The sequence below is a fragment of the Arthrobacter sp. NPDC093128 genome (genome assembly GCF_040683875.1).
Lineage (GTDB): Bacteria > Actinomycetota > Actinomycetes > Actinomycetales > Micrococcaceae > Arthrobacter.
This window is the reverse complement of sequence record NZ_JBFBEY010000006.1, coordinates 69,748-88,778: the sequence shown is the minus strand read 5'-3', so window position 1 is coordinate 88,778 and position 19,031 is coordinate 69,748. Positions and strand designations below refer to the sequence as shown.

The 19,031-nt window shown below is 64.7% G+C and carries 14 protein-coding genes; all 14 read left to right on the top strand.

Annotated features, from left to right (window positions below):
- The first annotated feature begins 17 nt into the window (after nucleotides 1-17).
- The 14 genes from ilvD to AB0N24_RS08880 all read left to right on the top strand — a co-directional run bounded on the left by ilvD (nucleotide 18) and on the right by AB0N24_RS08880 (nucleotide 19,007).
- Entirely contained in the window at nucleotides 18-1,739 is a 1,722-nt protein-coding gene (ilvD, locus tag AB0N24_RS08945; protein ID WP_364122987.1) for a dihydroxy-acid dehydratase, read from the top strand.
- Between the two features lie 370 nt (nucleotides 1,740-2,109).
- On the top strand, nucleotides 2,110-4,011 hold the full coding sequence (locus AB0N24_RS08940; protein ID WP_364122985.1) for an acetolactate synthase large subunit: 1,902 nt from the start codon (nucleotides 2,110-2,112) through the stop codon (nucleotides 4,009-4,011).
- Nucleotides 4,012-4,013: 2 nt separating this feature from the next.
- Nucleotides 4,014-4,526, top strand: a complete 513-nt coding sequence (gene ilvN / locus AB0N24_RS08935) for an acetolactate synthase small subunit (RefSeq protein ID WP_055796055.1) — start codon at nucleotides 4,014-4,016, stop codon at nucleotides 4,524-4,526.
- Between the two features lie 117 nt (nucleotides 4,527-4,643).
- Nucleotides 4,644-5,669 carry a ketol-acid reductoisomerase gene (ilvC, locus tag AB0N24_RS08930; RefSeq protein ID WP_364122982.1) on the top strand — a complete coding sequence of 342 codons (1,026 nt, stop codon included), beginning with the start codon at nucleotides 4,644-4,646 and terminating at the stop codon, nucleotides 5,667-5,669.
- 126 nt (nucleotides 5,670-5,795) lie between these two features.
- Entirely contained in the window at nucleotides 5,796-7,385 is a 1,590-nt protein-coding gene (serA, locus tag AB0N24_RS08925; protein WP_364122980.1) for a phosphoglycerate dehydrogenase, read from the top strand.
- A gap of 208 nt (nucleotides 7,386-7,593) precedes the next feature.
- The gene (locus AB0N24_RS08920; RefSeq protein WP_364122978.1) at nucleotides 7,594-10,389 is read left to right on the top strand and encodes an FtsX-like permease family protein; all 2,796 of its coding nucleotides are present in this window, start codon (nucleotides 7,594-7,596) and stop codon (nucleotides 10,387-10,389) included.
- Nucleotides 10,386-11,141, top strand: coding sequence for an ATP-binding cassette domain-containing protein (locus AB0N24_RS08915; RefSeq protein WP_104175371.1), 756 nt, complete (start codon nucleotides 10,386-10,388; stop codon nucleotides 11,139-11,141). The genes AB0N24_RS08920 and AB0N24_RS08915 overlap by 4 nt, the downstream gene beginning before the upstream one ends.
- Before the next feature lie 66 nt (nucleotides 11,142-11,207).
- Nucleotides 11,208-12,767 (top strand): methionine--tRNA ligase, encoded by a 1,560-nt coding sequence (gene metG / locus AB0N24_RS08910; RefSeq protein WP_364122976.1) that lies wholly within the window; start codon nucleotides 11,208-11,210, stop codon nucleotides 12,765-12,767.
- A 418-nt stretch (nucleotides 12,768-13,185) separates the two neighbouring features.
- Complete coding sequence (locus AB0N24_RS08905) at nucleotides 13,186-13,947, top strand: hypothetical protein (RefSeq protein WP_364122974.1); 762 nt, start codon at nucleotides 13,186-13,188, stop codon at nucleotides 13,945-13,947.
- Between the two features lie 89 nt (nucleotides 13,948-14,036).
- Complete coding sequence (locus tag AB0N24_RS08900; RefSeq protein WP_364122972.1) at nucleotides 14,037-14,822, top strand: class F sortase; 786 nt, start codon at nucleotides 14,037-14,039, stop codon at nucleotides 14,820-14,822.
- Between the two features lie 118 nt (nucleotides 14,823-14,940).
- Entirely contained in the window at nucleotides 14,941-15,993 is a 1,053-nt protein-coding gene (locus AB0N24_RS08895; protein ID WP_364122970.1) for a 3-isopropylmalate dehydrogenase, read from the top strand.
- Between the two features lie 101 nt (nucleotides 15,994-16,094).
- Complete coding sequence (locus tag AB0N24_RS08890) at nucleotides 16,095-17,207, top strand: branched-chain amino acid aminotransferase (RefSeq protein WP_364122968.1); 1,113 nt, start codon at nucleotides 16,095-16,097, stop codon at nucleotides 17,205-17,207.
- Between the two features lie 197 nt (nucleotides 17,208-17,404).
- Nucleotides 17,405-18,187 (top strand): MBL fold metallo-hydrolase, encoded by a 783-nt coding sequence (locus tag AB0N24_RS08885; protein WP_364122966.1) that lies wholly within the window; start codon nucleotides 17,405-17,407, stop codon nucleotides 18,185-18,187.
- A gap of 43 nt (nucleotides 18,188-18,230) precedes the next feature.
- A complete protein-coding gene (locus AB0N24_RS08880) occupies nucleotides 18,231-19,007 on the top strand; it encodes a fumarylacetoacetate hydrolase family protein (protein WP_364122964.1) in 777 nt (258 codons plus the stop codon).
- The last annotated feature ends 24 nt before the right edge of the window (nucleotides 19,008-19,031 follow it).

Here is a 19,031-nt window from a genome sequence, read left to right as displayed (position 1 = left end):
GTCATAGACTTTGACCCATGAGTGAGGACACCCAAACAGCAACCGAGAACAAGATCGACATCAAGCCCCGCAGCCGGGTCGTCACCGACGGGATCCATGCCGCCCCCGCGCGCGGCATGTTCCGCGCCGTCGGCATGGGCGATGACGACTTCGCGAAGCCTCAGATCGGCGTTGCGAGCTCCTGGAATGAAATCACTCCCTGCAACCTCTCCCTGAACCGGCTGGCCCAGGGCGCCAAGGAAGGCGTCCACGCCGGCGGCGGCTTCCCCATGCAGTTCGGGACGATCTCCGTTTCCGACGGAATTTCCATGGGCCACGAAGGCATGCACTTCTCGCTCGTTTCCCGCGAGGTCATCGCCGACTCCGTGGAAACCGTCATGCAGGCCGAGCGCATCGACGGCTCCGTCCTGCTCGCCGGCTGCGACAAGTCCCTCCCGGGCATGCTCATGGCAGCAGCCCGCCTGGACCTGGCCAGCGTCTTCCTCTACGCGGGCTCCATCATGCCGGGCTGGGTCAAGCTCGAGGACGGCTCCGAAAAGGAAGTCACCCTCATCGACGCCTTCGAAGCCGTGGGCGCCTGCGCCGCCGGCAAGATGAGCCTCGGGGACCTGGAGCGCATCGAAAAGGCCATCTGCCCCGGCGAAGGTGCCTGCGGCGGCATGTACACGGCCAACACCATGGCCTGCATCGGCGAGGCCCTGGGCATGTCCCTGCCGGGCTCCGCTGCTCCGCCCTCGGCAGACCGCCGTCGTGATGAATTCGCCCGCAAGTCCGGCGAAGCAGTGGTCAACCTGCTCCGCCTCGGCATCACTGCCCGGGACATCATGACCAAGAAGGCCTTCGAGAACGCCATCGCCGTGACCATGGCATTCGGCGGCTCCACCAACGCTGTGCTGCACCTGCTGGCCATCGCCCGCGAAGCCGAGGTTGAGCTGACCCTGGACGACTTCAACCGCATCGGCGACAAGATCCCGCACCTGGGAGACCTGAAGCCCTTCGGCCGCTACGTTATGACTGACGTGGACAAGATCGGCGGCGTGCCGGTCATCATGAAGGCACTGCTCGACGCCGGACTGCTGCACGGAGACTGCCTCACCGTTACCGGCAAGACCCTTGCCGAGAACCTCGCGTCCATCAACCCGCCGGACCTTGACGGCAAGATCCTGCGCGCCCTGGACAACCCGATCCACAAGACCGGCGGCATCACCATCCTGCACGGTTCCATGGCTCCGGAAGGCGCCGTCGTCAAGAGCGCCGGCTTCGACGCCGACGTCTTCGAAGGCACGGCCCGCGTGTTCGAACGCGAGCAGGGCGCCCTGGATGCGCTGGACCACGGACAAATCAACAAGGGCGATGTTGTGGTCATCCGCTACGAGGGCCCCAAGGGCGGTCCGGGCATGCGCGAAATGCTCGCCATCACCGGTGCCATCAAGGGCGCCGGCCTGGGCAAGGACGTGCTGCTGCTGACCGACGGCCGCTTCTCTGGCGGAACCACCGGACTGTGCATCGGCCACGTTGCGCCCGAAGCGGCCGACGGCGGCCCCATCGCCTTCGTCAGGGACGGCGACCGGATCCGCGTGGACATCGCTGCGCGCAGCTTCGACCTGCTGGTGGACGACGCCGAGCTCGAGTCCCGCAAGATCGGCTGGGAGCCGCTGCCGGCCAAGTTCACGAAGGGCGTGCTCGCCAAGTACGCCAAGCTGGTGCACAGCGCCTCCACCGGCGCATACTGCGGGTAGCACCCCGTAGCCGCGCTAACCCAACTGACTGGCAGTTAACGTCCGCCAACGCGCTTTTCGAAGCGTTAACTGCGAGTCAGTTGGGAGGGTCGGCCAATTGGTGGACAATGACGTCCACACTGTGAGACGCGCGCCGTCGTCGTTGACACGTGTCTCACATAGAGGGAAAACTGAACGCATGACCGCATTCGTTACCGCCGACATCCTCGTCGTCCTTACCAAGCGCGTGGCTCAATAGCCCGACTGGTAACGAACCGTCACGCGCAACCCCTCGAAGAGCCACCAGGCTGAGGGGTTTTTTTATTTGTTGCAGTAATTGAATCCGCCATGAGAACCACCCGCTAATGAAGATCCACAAAGGAAGAGTCCGATGAGCAAAGGATCGCCGATCAGCCCCTCGCTGATGGCTACAAAGTCCGCTGGAGCCCCTAAAGCTCCGGAACGCGCCGACCGCACGGCCGATGCCGGTGTCGACCACGCTGCTGCTGTCTCTCCTGTCCTTGGACCGAACAACGTCGTACCCCCGACGGTGATGACCGGTTCACAAGCTATTGTCCGCTCGCTCGAAGAACTCGGCGTGGACGATATTTTTGGTTTGCCCGGTGGCGCGATCCTGCCCACCTATGACCCCTTGATGGCTTCCAGGATGAATCACGTCCTGGTCCGTCACGAACAGGGAGCCGGCCACGCCGCGCAAGGCTACGCCATGGTTACCGGGCGGGTGGGCGTTTGCATTGCCACCTCGGGCCCCGGGGCCACCAACCTCGTTACCGCCATCATGGATGCCCACATGGACTCCGTGCCGCTCGTGGCCATCACCGGCCAGGTGTCCAGCGGAGTCATTGGCACGGACGCTTTCCAGGAAGCGGACATCGTCGGCATCACTATGCCGATCACCAAGCACTCGTTCCTGGTGACCGACCCCAGCGACATCCCGCACGTCATGGCGGAGGCGTTCCACCTTGCTTCCACCGGCCGTCCCGGTCCGGTGCTGGTGGACATTGCCAAGGATGCGCAGCAGGGCCAGATGACCTTCTCCTGGCCTCCCAAGATTGACCTTCCCGGTTACCGCCCGGTGGTCCGCGGCCACAACAAGCAGGTTCGCGAAGCAGCGAAGCTGATTGCCGCGGCCAGCAAGCCTGTGCTCTACGTCGGCGGCGGCGTGGTGAAGGCGCACGCTTCGGCAGAGTTGCGGGAACTCGCCGAAATCACCGGCGCGCCCGTCGTAACCACCCTGATGGCCCGCGGCGTGTTCCCGGACTCGCACCCGCAGCACGTCGGCATGCCGGGCATGCACGGTACGGTCTCCGCCGTGACCGCGCTGCAGCAGTCCGACCTGCTCATCACGCTGGGCGCCCGTTTTGATGACCGGGTAACCGGCATCCTGAAGACGTTCGCGCCCAACGCGAAGGTCATCCACGCGGACATCGATCCGGCCGAGATTTCCAAGAACCGCACGGCGGACGTTCCGATCGTGGGATCCGTCAAGGAGATCATCCCGGAGCTCACCGAAGCCGTGAAGACGCAGTTCGAGGTATCCGGGAAGCCGGACCTGGACAACTGGTGGACGTTCCTGAACAACCTGAAGGAAACGTATCCGCTGGGCTGGACGGAGCCCGAGGACGGCCTCAGTGCACCGCAGCGCGTCATTGAGCGCATCGGCGCCCTGACGGGTCCCGAAGGTATCTACGTGGCAGGCGTCGGCCAGCACCAGATGTGGGCGGCACAGTTCATCAAGTACGAACGCCCCCACGCGTGGCTGAACTCGGGCGGAGCCGGCACCATGGGCTACGCAGTCCCGGCGGCCATGGGCGCCAAGGTGGGTGAACCGGACCGGGTGGTCTGGGCCATCGACGGTGACGGCTGCTTCCAGATGACCAACCAGGAGCTGGCCACGTGCGCCATTAACAAGATCCCCATCAAGGTTGCCATCATCAACAACTCCTCGCTGGGAATGGTGCGCCAGTGGCAGACCCTCTTCTACGAGGGCCGCTACTCGAACACCGACCTGAACACCGGACACGAAACAGTCCGCATTCCGGACTTCGTGAAACTGGGCGAGGCCTACGGCTGCGCGTCCTTCCGGTGCGAGCGCGACGAGGACATCGACGCCACCATCCTGAAGGCCCTTGAGATCAATGACCGCCCCGTGGTCATCGACTTCGTAGTGAGCCCCGACTCCATGGTGTGGCCGATGGTGCCCGCCGGAGTGAGCAACGACCAGATCCAGGTCGCCCGCAACATGACCCCGGAATGGGAAGAGGAGGACTGATCATGAGCCGCCACACGCTGTCCGTTCTGGTCGAAGACAAACCTGGTGTGCTGACCCGCGTAGCGAGCCTCTTCGCGCGCCGGGCCTTCAACATCAATTCCCTGGCCGTCGGCCCGACGGAAGTTCCGGGCATGTCCCGGATGACCGTCGTCGTCGACGCCGACGGTGACCTGATCGAACAGGTCACCAAGCAGTTGAACAAGCTGGTCAATGTGATCAAGATTGTTGAACTCACCTCAGAATCTTCCGTGCAGCGAGACCACATCCTGGTCAAGGTACGTGCGGATGCCGCAACTCGTCTGCAGGTGACCCAGGCTGCAGACCTGTTCCGCGCTTCAGTGGTCGACGTCTCCACAGACTCCGTGGTTATTGAAGCAACCGGCCACCCCGAAAAGCTCACCGCACTGCTCTCAGTGCTCGAGCCCTTCGGTATCCGCGAAATTGTGCAGTCCGGCACCTTGGCCGTTGGACGGGGATCCCGCTCCATGAGTGACAGGGCGCTACGCTCCGCGTAAGGCAACAGCCTAAACAACGGCGGGGCACAGCCTCGCCTGCGGCGCAACGCCCGTGCAGTACCGCAACACCACAGACTATTTACACACCAGAGAATCCACTCAAAAGGAGTTACGCAAGTGACTGAAATGTTCTACGACGACGACGCAGACCTCTCCATCATCCAGGGCCGCAAGGTTGCAATCGTCGGCTATGGCTCCCAGGGCCACGCCCACGCCCTGAACCTGCGCGACTCCGGCGTCGAAGTGACCATCGCCCTCAAGGAAGGCTCGTCGTCGATCGCCAAGGCCGAGGATGCAGGCTTTTCGGTGAAGAACGTCGCAGACGCCGCCGAATGGGCCGACGTCATCATGATCCTTGCGCCGGACCAGTACCAGCGCTCGATCTTCAACGACTCCATCAAGGACAAGCTGACCCCGGGCAAGGCACTCGCCTTCGCACACGGCTTCAACATCCGCTTCGGCTACATCGAGGCACCGGAGGGCGTTGACGTCATCCTGATCGCCCCGAAGGCTCCCGGCCACACCGTGCGCCGCGAATTCGAAGCCGGCCGCGGCATCCCGGACATCATCGCCGTGGAGCAGGACGCCTCCGGTTCCGCTTGGGACCTGGCCAAGTCCTACGCCAAGGCCATTGGCGGCACCCGCGCCGGCGTTATCAAGACCACCTTCACTGAAGAGACCGAAACCGACCTCTTCGGCGAGCAGTCTGTCCTGTGCGGCGGCGTGTCCCAGCTGGTCCAGTACGGCTTCGAGACCCTGACCGAGGCCGGCTACCAGCCGCAGATCGCCTACTTCGAGGTCCTGCACGAGCTCAAGCTCATCGTTGACCTCATGTGGGAAGGCGGCATCGCCAAGCAGCGCTGGAGCGTTTCCGACACCGCAGAATACGGCGACTACGTCTCCGGCCCGCGCGTCATCACCCCCGAGGTGAAGGAAAACATGAAGGCTGTCCTCGCCGACATCCAGTCCGGGGCCTTCGCCAAGCGCTTCATCGAGGACCAGGACAACGGCGGCGTTGAGTTCAAGGCACTGCGCGCCAAGGCCGAGCAGCACCCGATCGAGGCCGTTGGCCGCGAACTGCGCGGTTTGTTCTCCTGGCAGCAGCAGGACGAGGACTACGTAGAGGGCTCGGCAGCCCGCTAAGCCCGGCATTCAGCCGCCAGGCAGAAGACAACAGTGAGGCCGGGTTCACACTTAACAATGTGAGCCCGGCCTTTCCGTCAGCCTAGACTTGATTTATCCCCAGGACTGCAACGCAGAGGATCAGCCGTGTCAAAACCCGTAGTACTGCTCGCCGAAGAACTTTCCCCCGCCACAGTCGAGGCCCTCGGCCCGGACTTTGAAATCCGCCAGACCGACGGTGCCGACCGTTCCCAGCTGCTCGCAGCCATCGCGGATGTTGACGCTATCCTGGTCCGCTCTGCCACCCAGGTGGACGCCGAGGCCATCGCCGCGGCCAAGAACCTCAAGGTCATTGCCCGCGCCGGCGTCGGCCTGGACAACGTCGACATCAAGGCCGCCACCCAGGCCGGTGTCATGGTGGTCAACGCACCGACGTCGAACATCGTTTCTGCCGCCGAACTCACGGTGGGCCACATCCTGAGCCTCGCCCGCCACATCCCGCAGGCCAGCGCCGCTCTCAAGGACGGCGAATGGAAGCGCTCCAAGTACACGGGCATTGAACTCTACGAGAAGAAGATCGGCATCATCGGCCTCGGCCGGATCGGCGCCCTCGTGGCAGCCCGCCTGAAGGGCTTCGACACCAAGATCCTGGCGTACGACCCCTACATCACCTCGGCCCGCGCAGCACAGCTGGGCGTGCAGCTGGTCACCCTGGACGAACTGCTGGCCCAGTCGGACTTCATCACCATCCACATGCCCAAGACGCCGGAAACGGTGGGCATGCTCGGCGCTGAGGCGTTCAAGAAGATGAAGAAGACCGCCTACGTCATCAACGTTGCCCGCGGCGGCCTGGTGGACGAGGAGGCTCTCCACGCGGCCCTGAAGGACGGCGAGATCGCCGGAGCCGGCGTCGACGTCTTCGTCAAGGAACCCAGCACGGACCTGCCGTTCTTCGAGATGGACAACGTCGTGGTGACACCGCACCTGGGCGCATCCACCGACGAAGCGCAGGAAAAGGCCGGCGTTTCCGTGGCCAAGTCCGTCCGCCTGGCACTGGCCGGGGAACTGGTTCCCGATGCAGTGAACGTTGCCGGCGGCGTCATCGCTCCGGACGTTCGCCCGGGCATCCCGCTGATCGAGAAGCTGGGCCGCATCTTCACGGCCCTGACCCACGCATCGCTGACCCAGTTCGACGTCGAAGTTGCCGGCGAGATTTCCTCGCTGGACGTCAAGGTGCTGGAACTGGCCGCGCTCAAGGGCATCTTCGCGGACGTCGTGACCGAACAGGTCTCCTACGTCAACGCACCGGTCATTGCTGAGCAGCGCGGCATCAACGTCCGCCTGATCACCACTCCGGACACCGAGTCGTACCGCAACGTCCTGACCCTGCGCGGCGCCCTGAGCGACGGCAGCCAGATCTCCGTGGCCGGAACCCTGACAGGCCCTAAGCAGATCCAGAAGCTCGTGGGCGTCAACGGCTACGAGGTGGAAATCCCGATCAGCGAGCACCTGGTGGTGGTGGCCTACGCCGACCGCCCCGGCGTGATCGGCACCATCGGGCATATCCTGGGCATGAACAACATCAATATCGCCGGCATGCAGGTTGCGCGCCAGGCGGAGGGTGGCCAGGTCCTGGCGCTCCTGACCATCGACAGCTCGGTGCCGCAGCAGGTTCTTGACGCAATCAAGGCCGGTATTGGTGCCGAAATGGTGCGCGAAGTCGATCTGGAAGACTGACTTCCCGCCTACTCGGTGAACTTCCTGTGACAGAGGTTAACTTCTGCCACGTATGATTGGCCGGTCTGCGTACAATGGCTGGGTCCGATTTTCGGATCCGGCCGGCAGACCGGCCATTATTTTTTGCACACCCGGCAGGGGACGCCTTCACGCCTAATTAGGTGTGACTGAGGTGTGCACACACGCAATCCAGCTTTCAGGGAGCCCAATGAACGCCGTCCAGAGGTTCATCAGAAGCCGAGTGCTTTTGCTGACCGCGGCCATTTTGATCGTCGCTATGTGCCTGTCCGTCCTCGTCCAGGGCCAGTCACAGGCGGCGCTCAACCGAACAGTCGACGAGAATTCCCGCGGCCTCTATGACATTTTGGTCCAGGCCAAGGCCGGATCCGGCGGAACGCTGATGCAGCCGGAAATCGCCAACGGCCAGGGCGGCATCAGCTTCGACCAGCTGGATGGCATCAGGAAGCTCTCAGGCACGTCCGTGGCGGCTCCGATCAGCCTGGTGTCACGGGTATCGCAGAACCTGGAGTCCCCGCGTCTTGACGCCATGGACTATCTGGGATTCAACGCCGGACTCGTGGGCACCGCCACCGCCGGGGAACCGGGAGCAACCGACCCCAGCAAGTGGCCGGCAGCCGAGTCCGTCCTCACCGACGAGGCAAAGAAATACCGGATGACGGCCAGCGCCGTCAGTTCGGACGGCAAGTCGGAACAGACCCTGTTCAAGTCCATGGCCGAAGGCTCGCTCGGCAAGGCGAGGCTCGTCGAAGAGCAGACCGCCGGCGGCAAGAGCATCCGCATCGCAGGCCCCGAAGGCGAAACCGGCGTCAAGTTCCCGGCTCCCGCTGGCGGTTCCGAACACAACCTCTTCAATCTGTCGGTGTCGCTGCCGCTGGCGCCGCAGGTGACGGAGTCCGTCGTCGCCGTCGACCCCGTGTCCGAGCGTGCCCTGCTGGGCACTGCCGGTGACTTCCTGGCACCGCTCGAAAAGGCTCCGCCGGCTGACGCCCGCAACGCCGGTGCGATCGGCCGGCACTTCGAAAGCCTGTTCACCACCGGCATCAGCATGAAAGAGCTCGAAGAGGGGCCCGACTTCCTCGGCGTCAAACTCAAGTACTGGGCGCCGCTGATGACCCAGTACCAGCAGGCAAAGCGGGACGGCCAGCTCACCGCCGATTCCCAGGCCATCCCGCTGATTGTCCGCTCCGGCACCTCCCTGGACCTCAAGTACTCGGTCAAGATCGAGGAAATCGACGACTCCGGAAACGTGGTCAAGGACGTGGGCACCGTGACCCGCTCCCTGGACAAGGACTACCTCCCGTTCGTCTCCAAGTCGCCGTTCGCGCTCTCCTGGCCCGGGTCGCAGGACTACTCCAAGCTCCTGGGCAACACCGGCAACTTCAGCCAGGGCCTCTACAACCCCGCGACCTGGAGCACCGACTTCGCGTCGGCCCCCAAATACACCGATGGCTCCACCGCCGGAAACGGTGCCGTGGACAAGACCGCCACACCGGGGGAGTGGGTGACCGTCAACCGGCTCCCGGAGAAGGGTGCCGGCGGCGCGCCGGTCGACCAGACCCAGCGTGAGCCGGTCGACGAGCGCTCCTACCGCGAAAGCCTGGAGACGGGCAGCAAACCCGCCGCTCCGCTTGCCATGGTCTACGGCACATTCGATGCCGACAAGGTCCAGGAAGCTGCCGGGGACATCAACCGGCTGCCCCTGGGCGGCTACGACCCAACACCGCTTACCCTGACGGAGGACGCGCAGGGGAAAAAGGTCGAGAACACCGAACTCAAGCCGTCACTGAGCGCCACGGGCCTGGTCAGCCAGTCCGCCGGCGCCATCACCGACTACTACGGCCTCGCCGCAGCGCGGGGATACGAAGAGAACGCATCCGTCATCGACGCCATCCGTGTCCGTGCCAAGGCGCCGGGAAGCTGGAAGCAGTCGCAGCCTGAGGTCGAGCAGCTCGCCAACGAAATCCGCGACATGGGCCTCGAGGCCACCGTTGTTGCCGGCTCAGCGCGTGAAGACGCCAACATCTTTGTTCCGGGCTACTCCAAGGACGACGCCGGCAAGGAATCCGCGCTTGGCACCGTTACGCAGTCCTGGGTTCGCCAGGATGCGGCTGATGCCGTCTCCGGCTCCCTGACCGGAACGAACCTGACGCTGCTGTTCCTGACGCTCATCGGGGCGGCCCTGCTTACCGGCGCATCGACCGTCAGCTACATCCGTCAGCGGCGCCTGGAGGCCGGCACGCTGCGGGCCATGGGCTGGACCCAGACGAGGATCCGCAGCTGGGTGCTAGCGGAATTCGCTGTCGGAGCCAGCCTCCTGGCAATTGCCGGCACCGTCCTGAGCCTCGTGAGCTGGAACATCGCAACGGTCATCGTCTCGGCATCGGTCCTGGTGCTCTACGCCGCCGCGGCCTATTTTGCGGCGAGGCAGCTAAGGCACCGCGACGAAGTGGACCAGGAACCGCAGCACGACGAGCGGCTGATCGCCGTGGACTCCCCGCTCACGTTCGCCAACCGCCAGCTGAGCACCAACAAGTTCAATACCATCTCCCTTGCGGTCGCGGTCGGTGTCTTTGGGGCCGCAGTGGGCGGGCTCATAGCACTGCTGATCGACATTCCCCGGGCTGCCGGCGCGAGCGCCCTGAGCGGACTTGCCGCGGCCAGTGTGGCGCTGCCCAGCATCGTCCTGGCGCTCTCCGGAGTGGCCGTGGGCCTGGTGCTGACCCTGGTCACCGGGCGCTTTGAGCTCCAGGCCAAGCGGCAGTACCTCGGCACGCTCGAAGCGATGGGCTGGAACCCCGACATGCTCGGCCAGGTCCGGCTGTTCGAAAACGCCCTCGTGGGAACAGTGGCCTTGCCGCTCGGCGTGGTGGGCGCCCTCGGCATCGGCCTGCTGCTTGCACCCTATGCCGCACTCTGGGCCGCAGTGGCCGGACTCGTGGCTGTACTTTGCTGGATTCCAATTGCAACGAAAGTGGTCCAATGAACAACGACGTGAATCTCGACCGGATTCCCCAGGATGACGCCGGGGACGGCTCGCTCCAGACCCGTGCCAACACCATCCTGAAGGCCGCAGACCACGGGACCCCGCTGGAACTGAGCAACATCACCATCCGTTACGGCGGCCAGAAGGGCGGAGCCGACGCCGTCAACGTCGTCGAGGGCTTCGACCTGACCCTCCATGCCGGCGAAATGCACTGCGTCGCCGGCCGAAGCGGTTCCGGCAAGACCAGCATCCTGACCGTCGGCGCGGGACTGACGCTGCCGACGTCGGGCCGTGTCTTCTGGGAAGGCCAGTCCCTCGAGAGCATGGGCGACGACGAAATCGCCGACCGCCGCCGGGCACTGATCGGCTACGTCGACCAGGGCGGCGCCCTCATTGACGGCATGAGCGCCCTGGAGAACGTGCTGCTGCCCGCCGTTCCGGACGGCGAGGTGGACCAGCGCCGCGACATGGCCAAGGACCTCCTGGACCTGGTGGGACTGGGCCGGCGCATGCGGCACCGCCCCGCCCAGCTCTCCGGCGGCGAGCGTCAGCGCGTGGCGATTGCCCGCGCACTCATCCTGGGAACCCGGGTCCTTGTAGTGGACGAACCCACCGCGAGCCTGGACCGCACGTCGGCCAACCGCATCATCAGCATCCTCAAGGACACCACGTCCGACGGTATTGCTGTCCTGGTGGCGTCACATGACCACGAACTTGTCCGGCTCAGCGATACCCTGACCGAACTGATCTAGATTTAGGGGTAGCGTTTCCCGTCTGCCGGCCCAGCCACCGCTTCCGAAAAAAGGTAACTTCCCAGAGTGTCGTCTTCAGCCCACACCCCGTTCTACATCACCACTGCCATCACGTACCCCAACGGTGTACCGCACATCGGCCACGCGTACGAGTACATTGCCACCGACGCAATGGCCCGTTTCAAGCGCCTGGACGGGTTTGACGTCTTCTTCCTGACCGGCACCGATGAGCACGGCATGAAGATTGCGCAGGCTGCTGAGAAGGAAGGCATCACGCCCAAGGAGCTGGTGGACCGGAACGCCGGGATCTACAAGGCTGCCCACGCTGATTTGGGAATTTCGTACGACCGCTTCATCCGGACCACGGACGACGACCACTACGCCGCTTCGCAGGCCATCTGGAAGAAGATGGAGGCCAACGGGGACATCTACCTGTCCAAGTACGAAGGCTGGTACTCGGTCCGCGACGAAGCGTTTTACGTCGAAGACGAGACCGTGGTCAAGGAAGACGGCCTCCGCTACTCCCGCGAGACGGACACCGAACTGACGTGGACGGCCGAGGAGAGCTACTTCTTCCGGCTCTCCTCCTACCAGGACAAGCTGCTGGCCCTGTACGAGGCGCATCCGGAATTCGGCGCCCCGCAGTCCCGCTTCAACGAGGTCATCAGCTTCGTCAAGCGCGGGCTGGAGGACCTCTCCATCAGCCGCACGACGTTCGACTGGGGTGTTCCGGTTCCCGGCAACGACAAGCACGTGATGTACGTGTGGGTGGATGCGCTGACGAACTACCTCACCGGTGTGGGCTATCCGGACGTTGACTCCGAGTCGTTCCAGAAGTTCTGGCCGGCGGATGTCCACGTGATCGGCAAGGACATCTCCCGGTTCCACGCCATCTACTGGCCGGCATTCCTGATGAGCGCCGGACTGGAGCTGCCCAAGCGGATCATGATCCACGGCTTCCTGCACAACAACGGCGTCAAGATGTCCAAATCCCTGGGCAACGTCGTGGCGCCGGCGGACTTCGTGGCCCAGTACGGCCTGGACCAGGTGCGTTTCTTCTTCCTGCGCGAAGTTCCCTTCGGCGCCGACGGCAGCTACAACCACGAAGCGATTGTGGGCCGGATGAACTCGGACCTCGCAAACAACTTCGGAAACCTGGCGCAGCGCTCACTGTCCATGGTCGCCAAGAACTGCGAGGGCCGGGTTCCGGTCCCCGGTGACTTCACGGCGGAGGACACCGCGCTGCTGGCCCAGGCCAACGGCCTGCTGGACGCCGCCCGGGCTGCGTTCGAGAAGCAGGAATTCAGCCGTGCCCTGGAAACGATCTGGGGTGTCCTGGGCGACACCAACGCATACTTCGCCGAGCAGGCCCCGTGGGTGCTGCGGAAGACCGACGTCGAGCGCATGAACACGGTGCTGTACGTGACGCTTGAGGTGCTCCGGATCGTGGCCATCCTGGTCCAGCCGGTGATGCCGACGGCGTCTTCCGCGCTGCTGGGGACACTCGGCCAGCCCGACGGCGATGCCCGCCTGTTCACGGCGATCCCCGCGCCGCTGGTTCCCGGCACGCAGTTGCCCGCTCCTGCGCCGATCTTCCCGAAGTACGAGGAACCCGCCGAAGTGTAGTTCCCGCCGGTTGCTCCGGTACGTCACCAGCAAAATACCCGACGCTCCCTCACCCTTTTCGACAGGGTGGGGGAGCGCTCTTTTGCCCATCGGACGACGGTTCCCACAGCCTTTGGGCAGCAGCGCGCAGGTACTGCTTCCAAGTAGTTCAGCCTATGCATGCGAGTGAATATATTCATGAAGCAGGTAATTGGCAGCCGTGCCCGGCCGGGTAATCGCGTACCTGTTACTCGGGCTTAACCTTCGCCGCAAACCTAGCCTGAAAAGGCAAGCGAACTGATGACGAAGTCTGGGGAGTAACTGTCACCGTTCATTTCGCTTTTGAGGTCTCACACGGGTTTAGCAGTTCCTGGTCTCAAGACGGTTACTCCACGCAGTCTGGTCGGTTCGAATCGGAATTGCTATGGAGGGACCGAAAATGAAACGCACTATCGCCACTCTGGGGGTGGTGGGGCTGGGGCTGATGGGTGCCACAGTTGCAGCGAACGCCGCACCGTCGGACAAGATCACCATCTGCCACGCCACAGGCTCGGCGTCCAACCCCTATCTCTTGGAAACAATCAACCTCAACGCGTTGGCCGCCCACGTCGGTGATACCGCCGACATTGTGCCGGCGAACGTGGGGAATGACATTCCCCACGGGCAGAACCTCACGCCGGCCAACCTCATCCTGCTGGCTAACAACTGCGTGGCGCCACCCGTTCCGGTGGATCCGGGACCCGTGGACCCAGGTCCGGTCGACCCGGGTCCCGTGGATCCTGGCCCGGTGGATCCGGGACCCGTGGACCCAGGTCCGGTTGATCCGGGACCCGTGGATCCTGGCCCGGTAGACCCTGGCCCCGTTGATCCGGGTCCGGTGGATACCGTTGACGCGGTTGTCCCGCCGGCAGCTGTTGTCCCGGACGGAGTGCTGCCTGCCGCCGTGCCGCCTGCGGCTGCACCGGCTGCGGTTGTCCCGCCGGCCGCGGCAACGGTGGCGCCTGTTGCGTCAACGTCCCGGGCGGCAGCTGCCGGAGCCGTTCCGGCTGCGAGCAACGTGGGCTACAACGTCCAGACTGCTGTGGGGAGCTCAGGCACCGGGATCCCGGCATGGCTGTCCGGGTTGACCGCCCTCTTTACGGCGGTGGGGGCGTGGGTGCTCGTGAAGGGCGGCCTGCGCTCCCGCGGCGCGAACGGCTAGGGTACTCAACCCAGGGGCGGGTGCCGTGAAGTTACGGCACCCGCCCTCCTGTTTCAGCATTTCAGTCTCAGCGTCATCAGGAGCCTTTTATGGTCAGTCACCGCCGTAACCGGCGAATGCGTGCCGCCCGGATCCGTGGCCTGCTGCTTAGCTACCGGGACGTCCTGGTGCTCGCCGTATGCGCCGCGGGGCTTCTCGCAGCGTGGCTGGTTTACGGCGTGACGGGGACCGGTGACCACGGTGCGCCGGCAGCCGGGGAGCCAACAGCGATAGTGCTGTCGGGGCAGCTTCCCGATCCGTTGGATCGGGCAGAGGCGCCGGCGACGGGAACCCCGGCACCCGTAGCGGCGCCGGCACCGACCGCGCCGCCCGCTGTGACACTCGCCGACGGCGGCGCGGCTGCGGCGCAGCCGGCCGTTTCCTACCCTGCTGCGTCTGCGCCGCAAAGGATCACCTACCCGGCGGCCGGAATGGACGTGGTGGTGCATCCGCTGGAGCCCGATTCCCTTGATGCCGAAAGCCACAGCATCGTCCCGCCGGAGACGATGGACGGTTATTGGCTGACTCCCTTCGGGACGCCCGGGGCCGGGTCCACCAACACGACATACGTCATCGGCCACAGCTGGGAAGGCCTGGATGCGCCCTTCAACCACCTGAGTTCAGCCGCCGCGGCCGGAGACGAACTGACGGTCACCACAACTGCCGGCACCATGACGTACACCGTGGAGTCCGTCACCACCTATACCAAGGCCACCTTGAAGGACAGCCCCATCTGGACGGTTGCCCCCAACCGTCTGGTCCTCATCAGCTGCTACACAGAGGATCCGTGGGGCAAGAACGTGGCTGTAGTGGCCTCGCCGGTGCCGGGGCGCTGACGTTCCGGGCCGGCCGCCACGCAGTAGGTCTGGCCCGCCGACGGGCTCCCGGGCCGCGGTGTGTTCGAATATTGAGACAACTTGACCATCATGTGGATGCCTTGGCTACCCTGAAAGCATGAGCGCATCCACCATTAATCTTGCAGTCATTCCCGGCGACGGCATCGGCCCCGAGGTCATCGCCGAAGCTTTGAAGGTCCTGGAGAAGGTTGTGGCCGCTGAAGGCGTCACGCTGGACCAGACCCACTACAAGCTGGGAGCCCAGCACTGGCTGGAGACGGGCGAGACCCTCCCGGAGGAAGTGCTGAGCGATCTCCGGACCCGTGACGCCATCCTGTTCGGCGCCGTCGGGGCAGCCCCCGGCGACACCCGGATCCCGTCCGGCATCATCGAGCGGGAGATGCTCCTCAAGCTGCGCTTCAGCCTGGACCACTTCGTCAACCTACGCCCGTCACGCCTGTTCGGCAGCGTGGGCAGCCCGCTGGCCAACCCCGGCGTCATTGATTTCATTGTGGTCCGCGAAGGTACCGAGGGGCCCTACGTGGGCAACGGCGGCACCCTCCGCGCCGGGACCATACACGAGGTTGCCACCGAGGTTTCCCTGAACACCGCCCACGGCGTGGAGCGCGTGGTCCGCGATGCGTTCCGCCGGGCCAGCGAACGTCCGCGCAAGCACGTCACCCTTGTCCACAAGCACAACGTGCTGGTCTACGCGGGCCACCTGTGGAAGCGCACCGTTGAAGCGGTGGCACAGGAATTCCCGGACGTCACCCACGACTACCTGCACATTGACGCAGCAACGATCTTCATGGTCACCGACCCCTCGCGCTTCGACGTGATTGTCACGGACAACCTTTTCGGCGACATCATCACGGACCTCGCCGCTGCCGTCACCGGAGGCATCGGGCTGGCTGCCTCGGGCAACATCAACATGGAGCGCACCGCACCGTCCATGTTCGAACCGGTGCATGGATCGGCTCCTGACATCGCCGGCCAGCAGAAGGCAGACCCCACCGCGGCCATCCTGTCGGCGGCGCTGCTCCTGGACCACCTCGGCTACACCGACGCGGCGAAAAAGATCGAGGCGGCGGTCATTGCCGACGTTGAAGGCCGCAACGGCGAGGCACGCAGCACGAGTGCTGTGGGCGACGCAATCGCTGCCGCCCTGTAGGGGCCCGCATCAGGCGTAAGCTTGTTTCGAATCACCAATATGCTGCCGTGGTCCGACGCTGAACCACGTTCACACACCAGGCAGCCGACCGTGGAGGAACCATGACTCAGACTGCCCATGGCGTCGAATTCACCCAGCAGCCCTCGGCAACCCCGAAGTCTGCTGAAGAGCGTGCAGCCATCCTGGCGAACCCAGGTTTCGGCAACTATTTCACCGACCACACCGCGGTCGTCGACTACAGCGTCGACGAGACCGGCAAGGGCGGCTGGCATGACGCGCGCATTGAGGCATACGGTCCCATCTCACTCGACCCTTCGGCGGCGGTGCTTCACTACGGCCAGGAGATCTTTGAGGGGCTCAAGGCCTACCGCCATGCCGACGGCTCGGTGTGGACGTTCCGTCCCGAGGCCAACGCCGCGCGACTGAACAAGTCCGCACGCAGGCTCGCGCTGCCGGAACTTCCGGAAGAATACTTCCTCGGAGCCATCCGCGAACTCGTGCAGGCCGACCGCGAATGGGTCCCGGCGGGGGACGGCGAGGCCCTGTACCTCCGTCCGTTCATGATCGCCACCGAGGCGTTCCTGGGCGTCCGTGCAGCCAGGGAGGTCTCCTTCCGCGTGATCGCATCACCGGCCGGTAACTACTTCGGCGGCGAACTGAAGCCCGTTTCGATCTGGATCTCGCGTGAGTACGCCCGTGCGGGCCGCGGCGGAACCGGTGCGGCCAAGTGCGGCGGCAACTATGCGGCGTCCCTCATCGCGCAGCAGGAGGCTGAGGCCCACGGCTGCAAGCAGGTCCTCTTCCTGGACCAGTTCAACGACAACGCCGTTGAGGAACTTGGCGGCATGAACGTGTTCTTCGTTATGAAGGACGGTTCGCTGGTGACGCCCGCCCTGACCGGAACCATCCTTGAAGGTGTCACCCGGATGTCCGTCATGCAGGTGGCCAAGGACATGGGCCGCACCGTCACGGAGCGCAAGATCACCCTGGACGAATGGCGCGACGGTGTCGCATCGGGCGAGATCACCGAGGTCTTCGCCTGCGGGACCGCGGCCGTCATCACGCCCATCGGTGTCCTCAAGGACGCCACGGAGTTCATCGGCTCCGAGGATGCGAAGGCAGGGGAGACCACCATGGCCATCCGCGAGCAGCTCCTCGGCATCCAGACGGGCACCGTCGAGGACACCCACGGCTGGCTGATGCGCCTCGCTTGAGTCCTTCTGACTGACGCACGACGCCGGGTGGCCCGCAACGCTTGCGGGGCACCCGGCGTCGTACTTTCCAGAGTTTTACCCGCAGCGGGGCTTTTTCTCCCTATTAATAGGCGGGCAGCAACGGCATAACGGGCGAGCACTAACAGCCGCCGCCCGGGCGACGGGTCCTGCCGGCTCAGAAATGCGAAGATGGACAGGTGAATCCCGCATCCTCACCGTCGATTCTTCCCGCCAGCGACCTGGCCCGTTTCCGGCTGGCACCCAATCCCGGGCCCATGAGCCTGGACGGGACCAATTCGTACTTGCTGGGCGGCCCGGAGTCCGCGAGCTCGGTAGTGGTGGACCCCGGGCCGTTGGATGAGCAGCATCTGCTGGAGCTGGCCGGGGAGGGGAGTGTGGAGCTCATCCTCGTCACGCACCGTCATGCGGACCACACAGCAGCGGCCGCACGCTTCCACGAACTCACGGGGGCTCCGGTCCGCGCTGCGGACGCCCGGCACTGCCACGGGGGTCATCCGCTCGTTGACGGTGAAACGATCCTCGCGGCCGGAGTTGAGCTGCACGTCATTGCCACCCCCGGCCACACCTCGGACTCGCTGTGCTTCCACCTGCCCGGCGACGGCCGGCACGGATCAGTGCTGACCGGCGACACCATCCTGGGACGCGGCACCACGGTGCTGGATTTTCCCGACGGCAAACTGGGCGACTACCTGGCAACCCTGGACAGGCTCGAAAAGCTTGGACCGGCCACCGTCCTTCCCGGGCACGGGCCGGTGCTCCCCGCGCTGGATGCCGTTGTCCGCGCCTATCGGGAGCACCGCCACGAACGGCTTGCGCAGATCCGTGCGGCTATGACGGAGCTCGGCCCCGGTGCAGGAGTGCGTGAAATCACCGACGCCGTTTATTCGGACATCGATCCCGCCGTCCGTCCGGCAGCGGAGAACTCCGTGGCCGCGCAGTTGGAGTACATCCGGGGCTGAGCACGCGGCAGGACGGCTGACCGGAGACGGTACGCTAGGAACCATGCGTATCGCCCGTTTTGTAGCTGATTCCGATCCCCTCTACGGCGTTGTTGAAGGCGAGCCCGGCAGTGAGGAAGTCACTGTCATCAAGGGTGACCCTTTCTTCAACGGCGTTGAACGCAGCACCGTCAAGTACAAGCTTGAGGATGTGCGGCTGCTGGCCCCCATCATCCCGCGCAGCAAAGTTGTGGGCGTCGGACGAAATTTCGTTGAGCACGCCAAGGAACTGGGCAACGAGGTGCCGCAGCAGCCCCTCCTGTTCCTTAAGCCCAACACCTCGGTCGTGGGCCCCAACGATCCCATAGTGCTGCCGGAATTCTCGGACGAGGTTTCCTTCGAAGCCGAGCTGTGCGTGGTGATCGGACGGATCTGCAAGGACGTTCCCGAGGACCGCGTCGACGACGTCATCTTTGGCTACACCTGCGGCAACGACCTGACCGCCCGTGACGTCCAGAAGACGGACCTGCAGTGGGCGCGGGCCAAGGGCTTTGACACCTCGGCTCCGCTGGGCCCGTGGATCGAGACCGAACTGGACACCGATGACCTCCGGATCCAGGGCTGGCTCAACGGTGAACTCCGCCAGGACGGCAGCACCAGCCAGATGATCCGCGGCGTCCGCGAACTCGTCGCGGTCGTGTCGCAGGCCTTCACGCTGCTTCCCGGCGACGTGATCATGACCGGCACACCTGCGGGTGTGGGAGTGGTTACGGCCGGTGACCGCTTTGAGGTGGAGATCGAAGGCATCGGCCGCCTGTCCAATCCGATCGTCCGGCGCTAGAGACAAAACCCGCGCTAGACACAA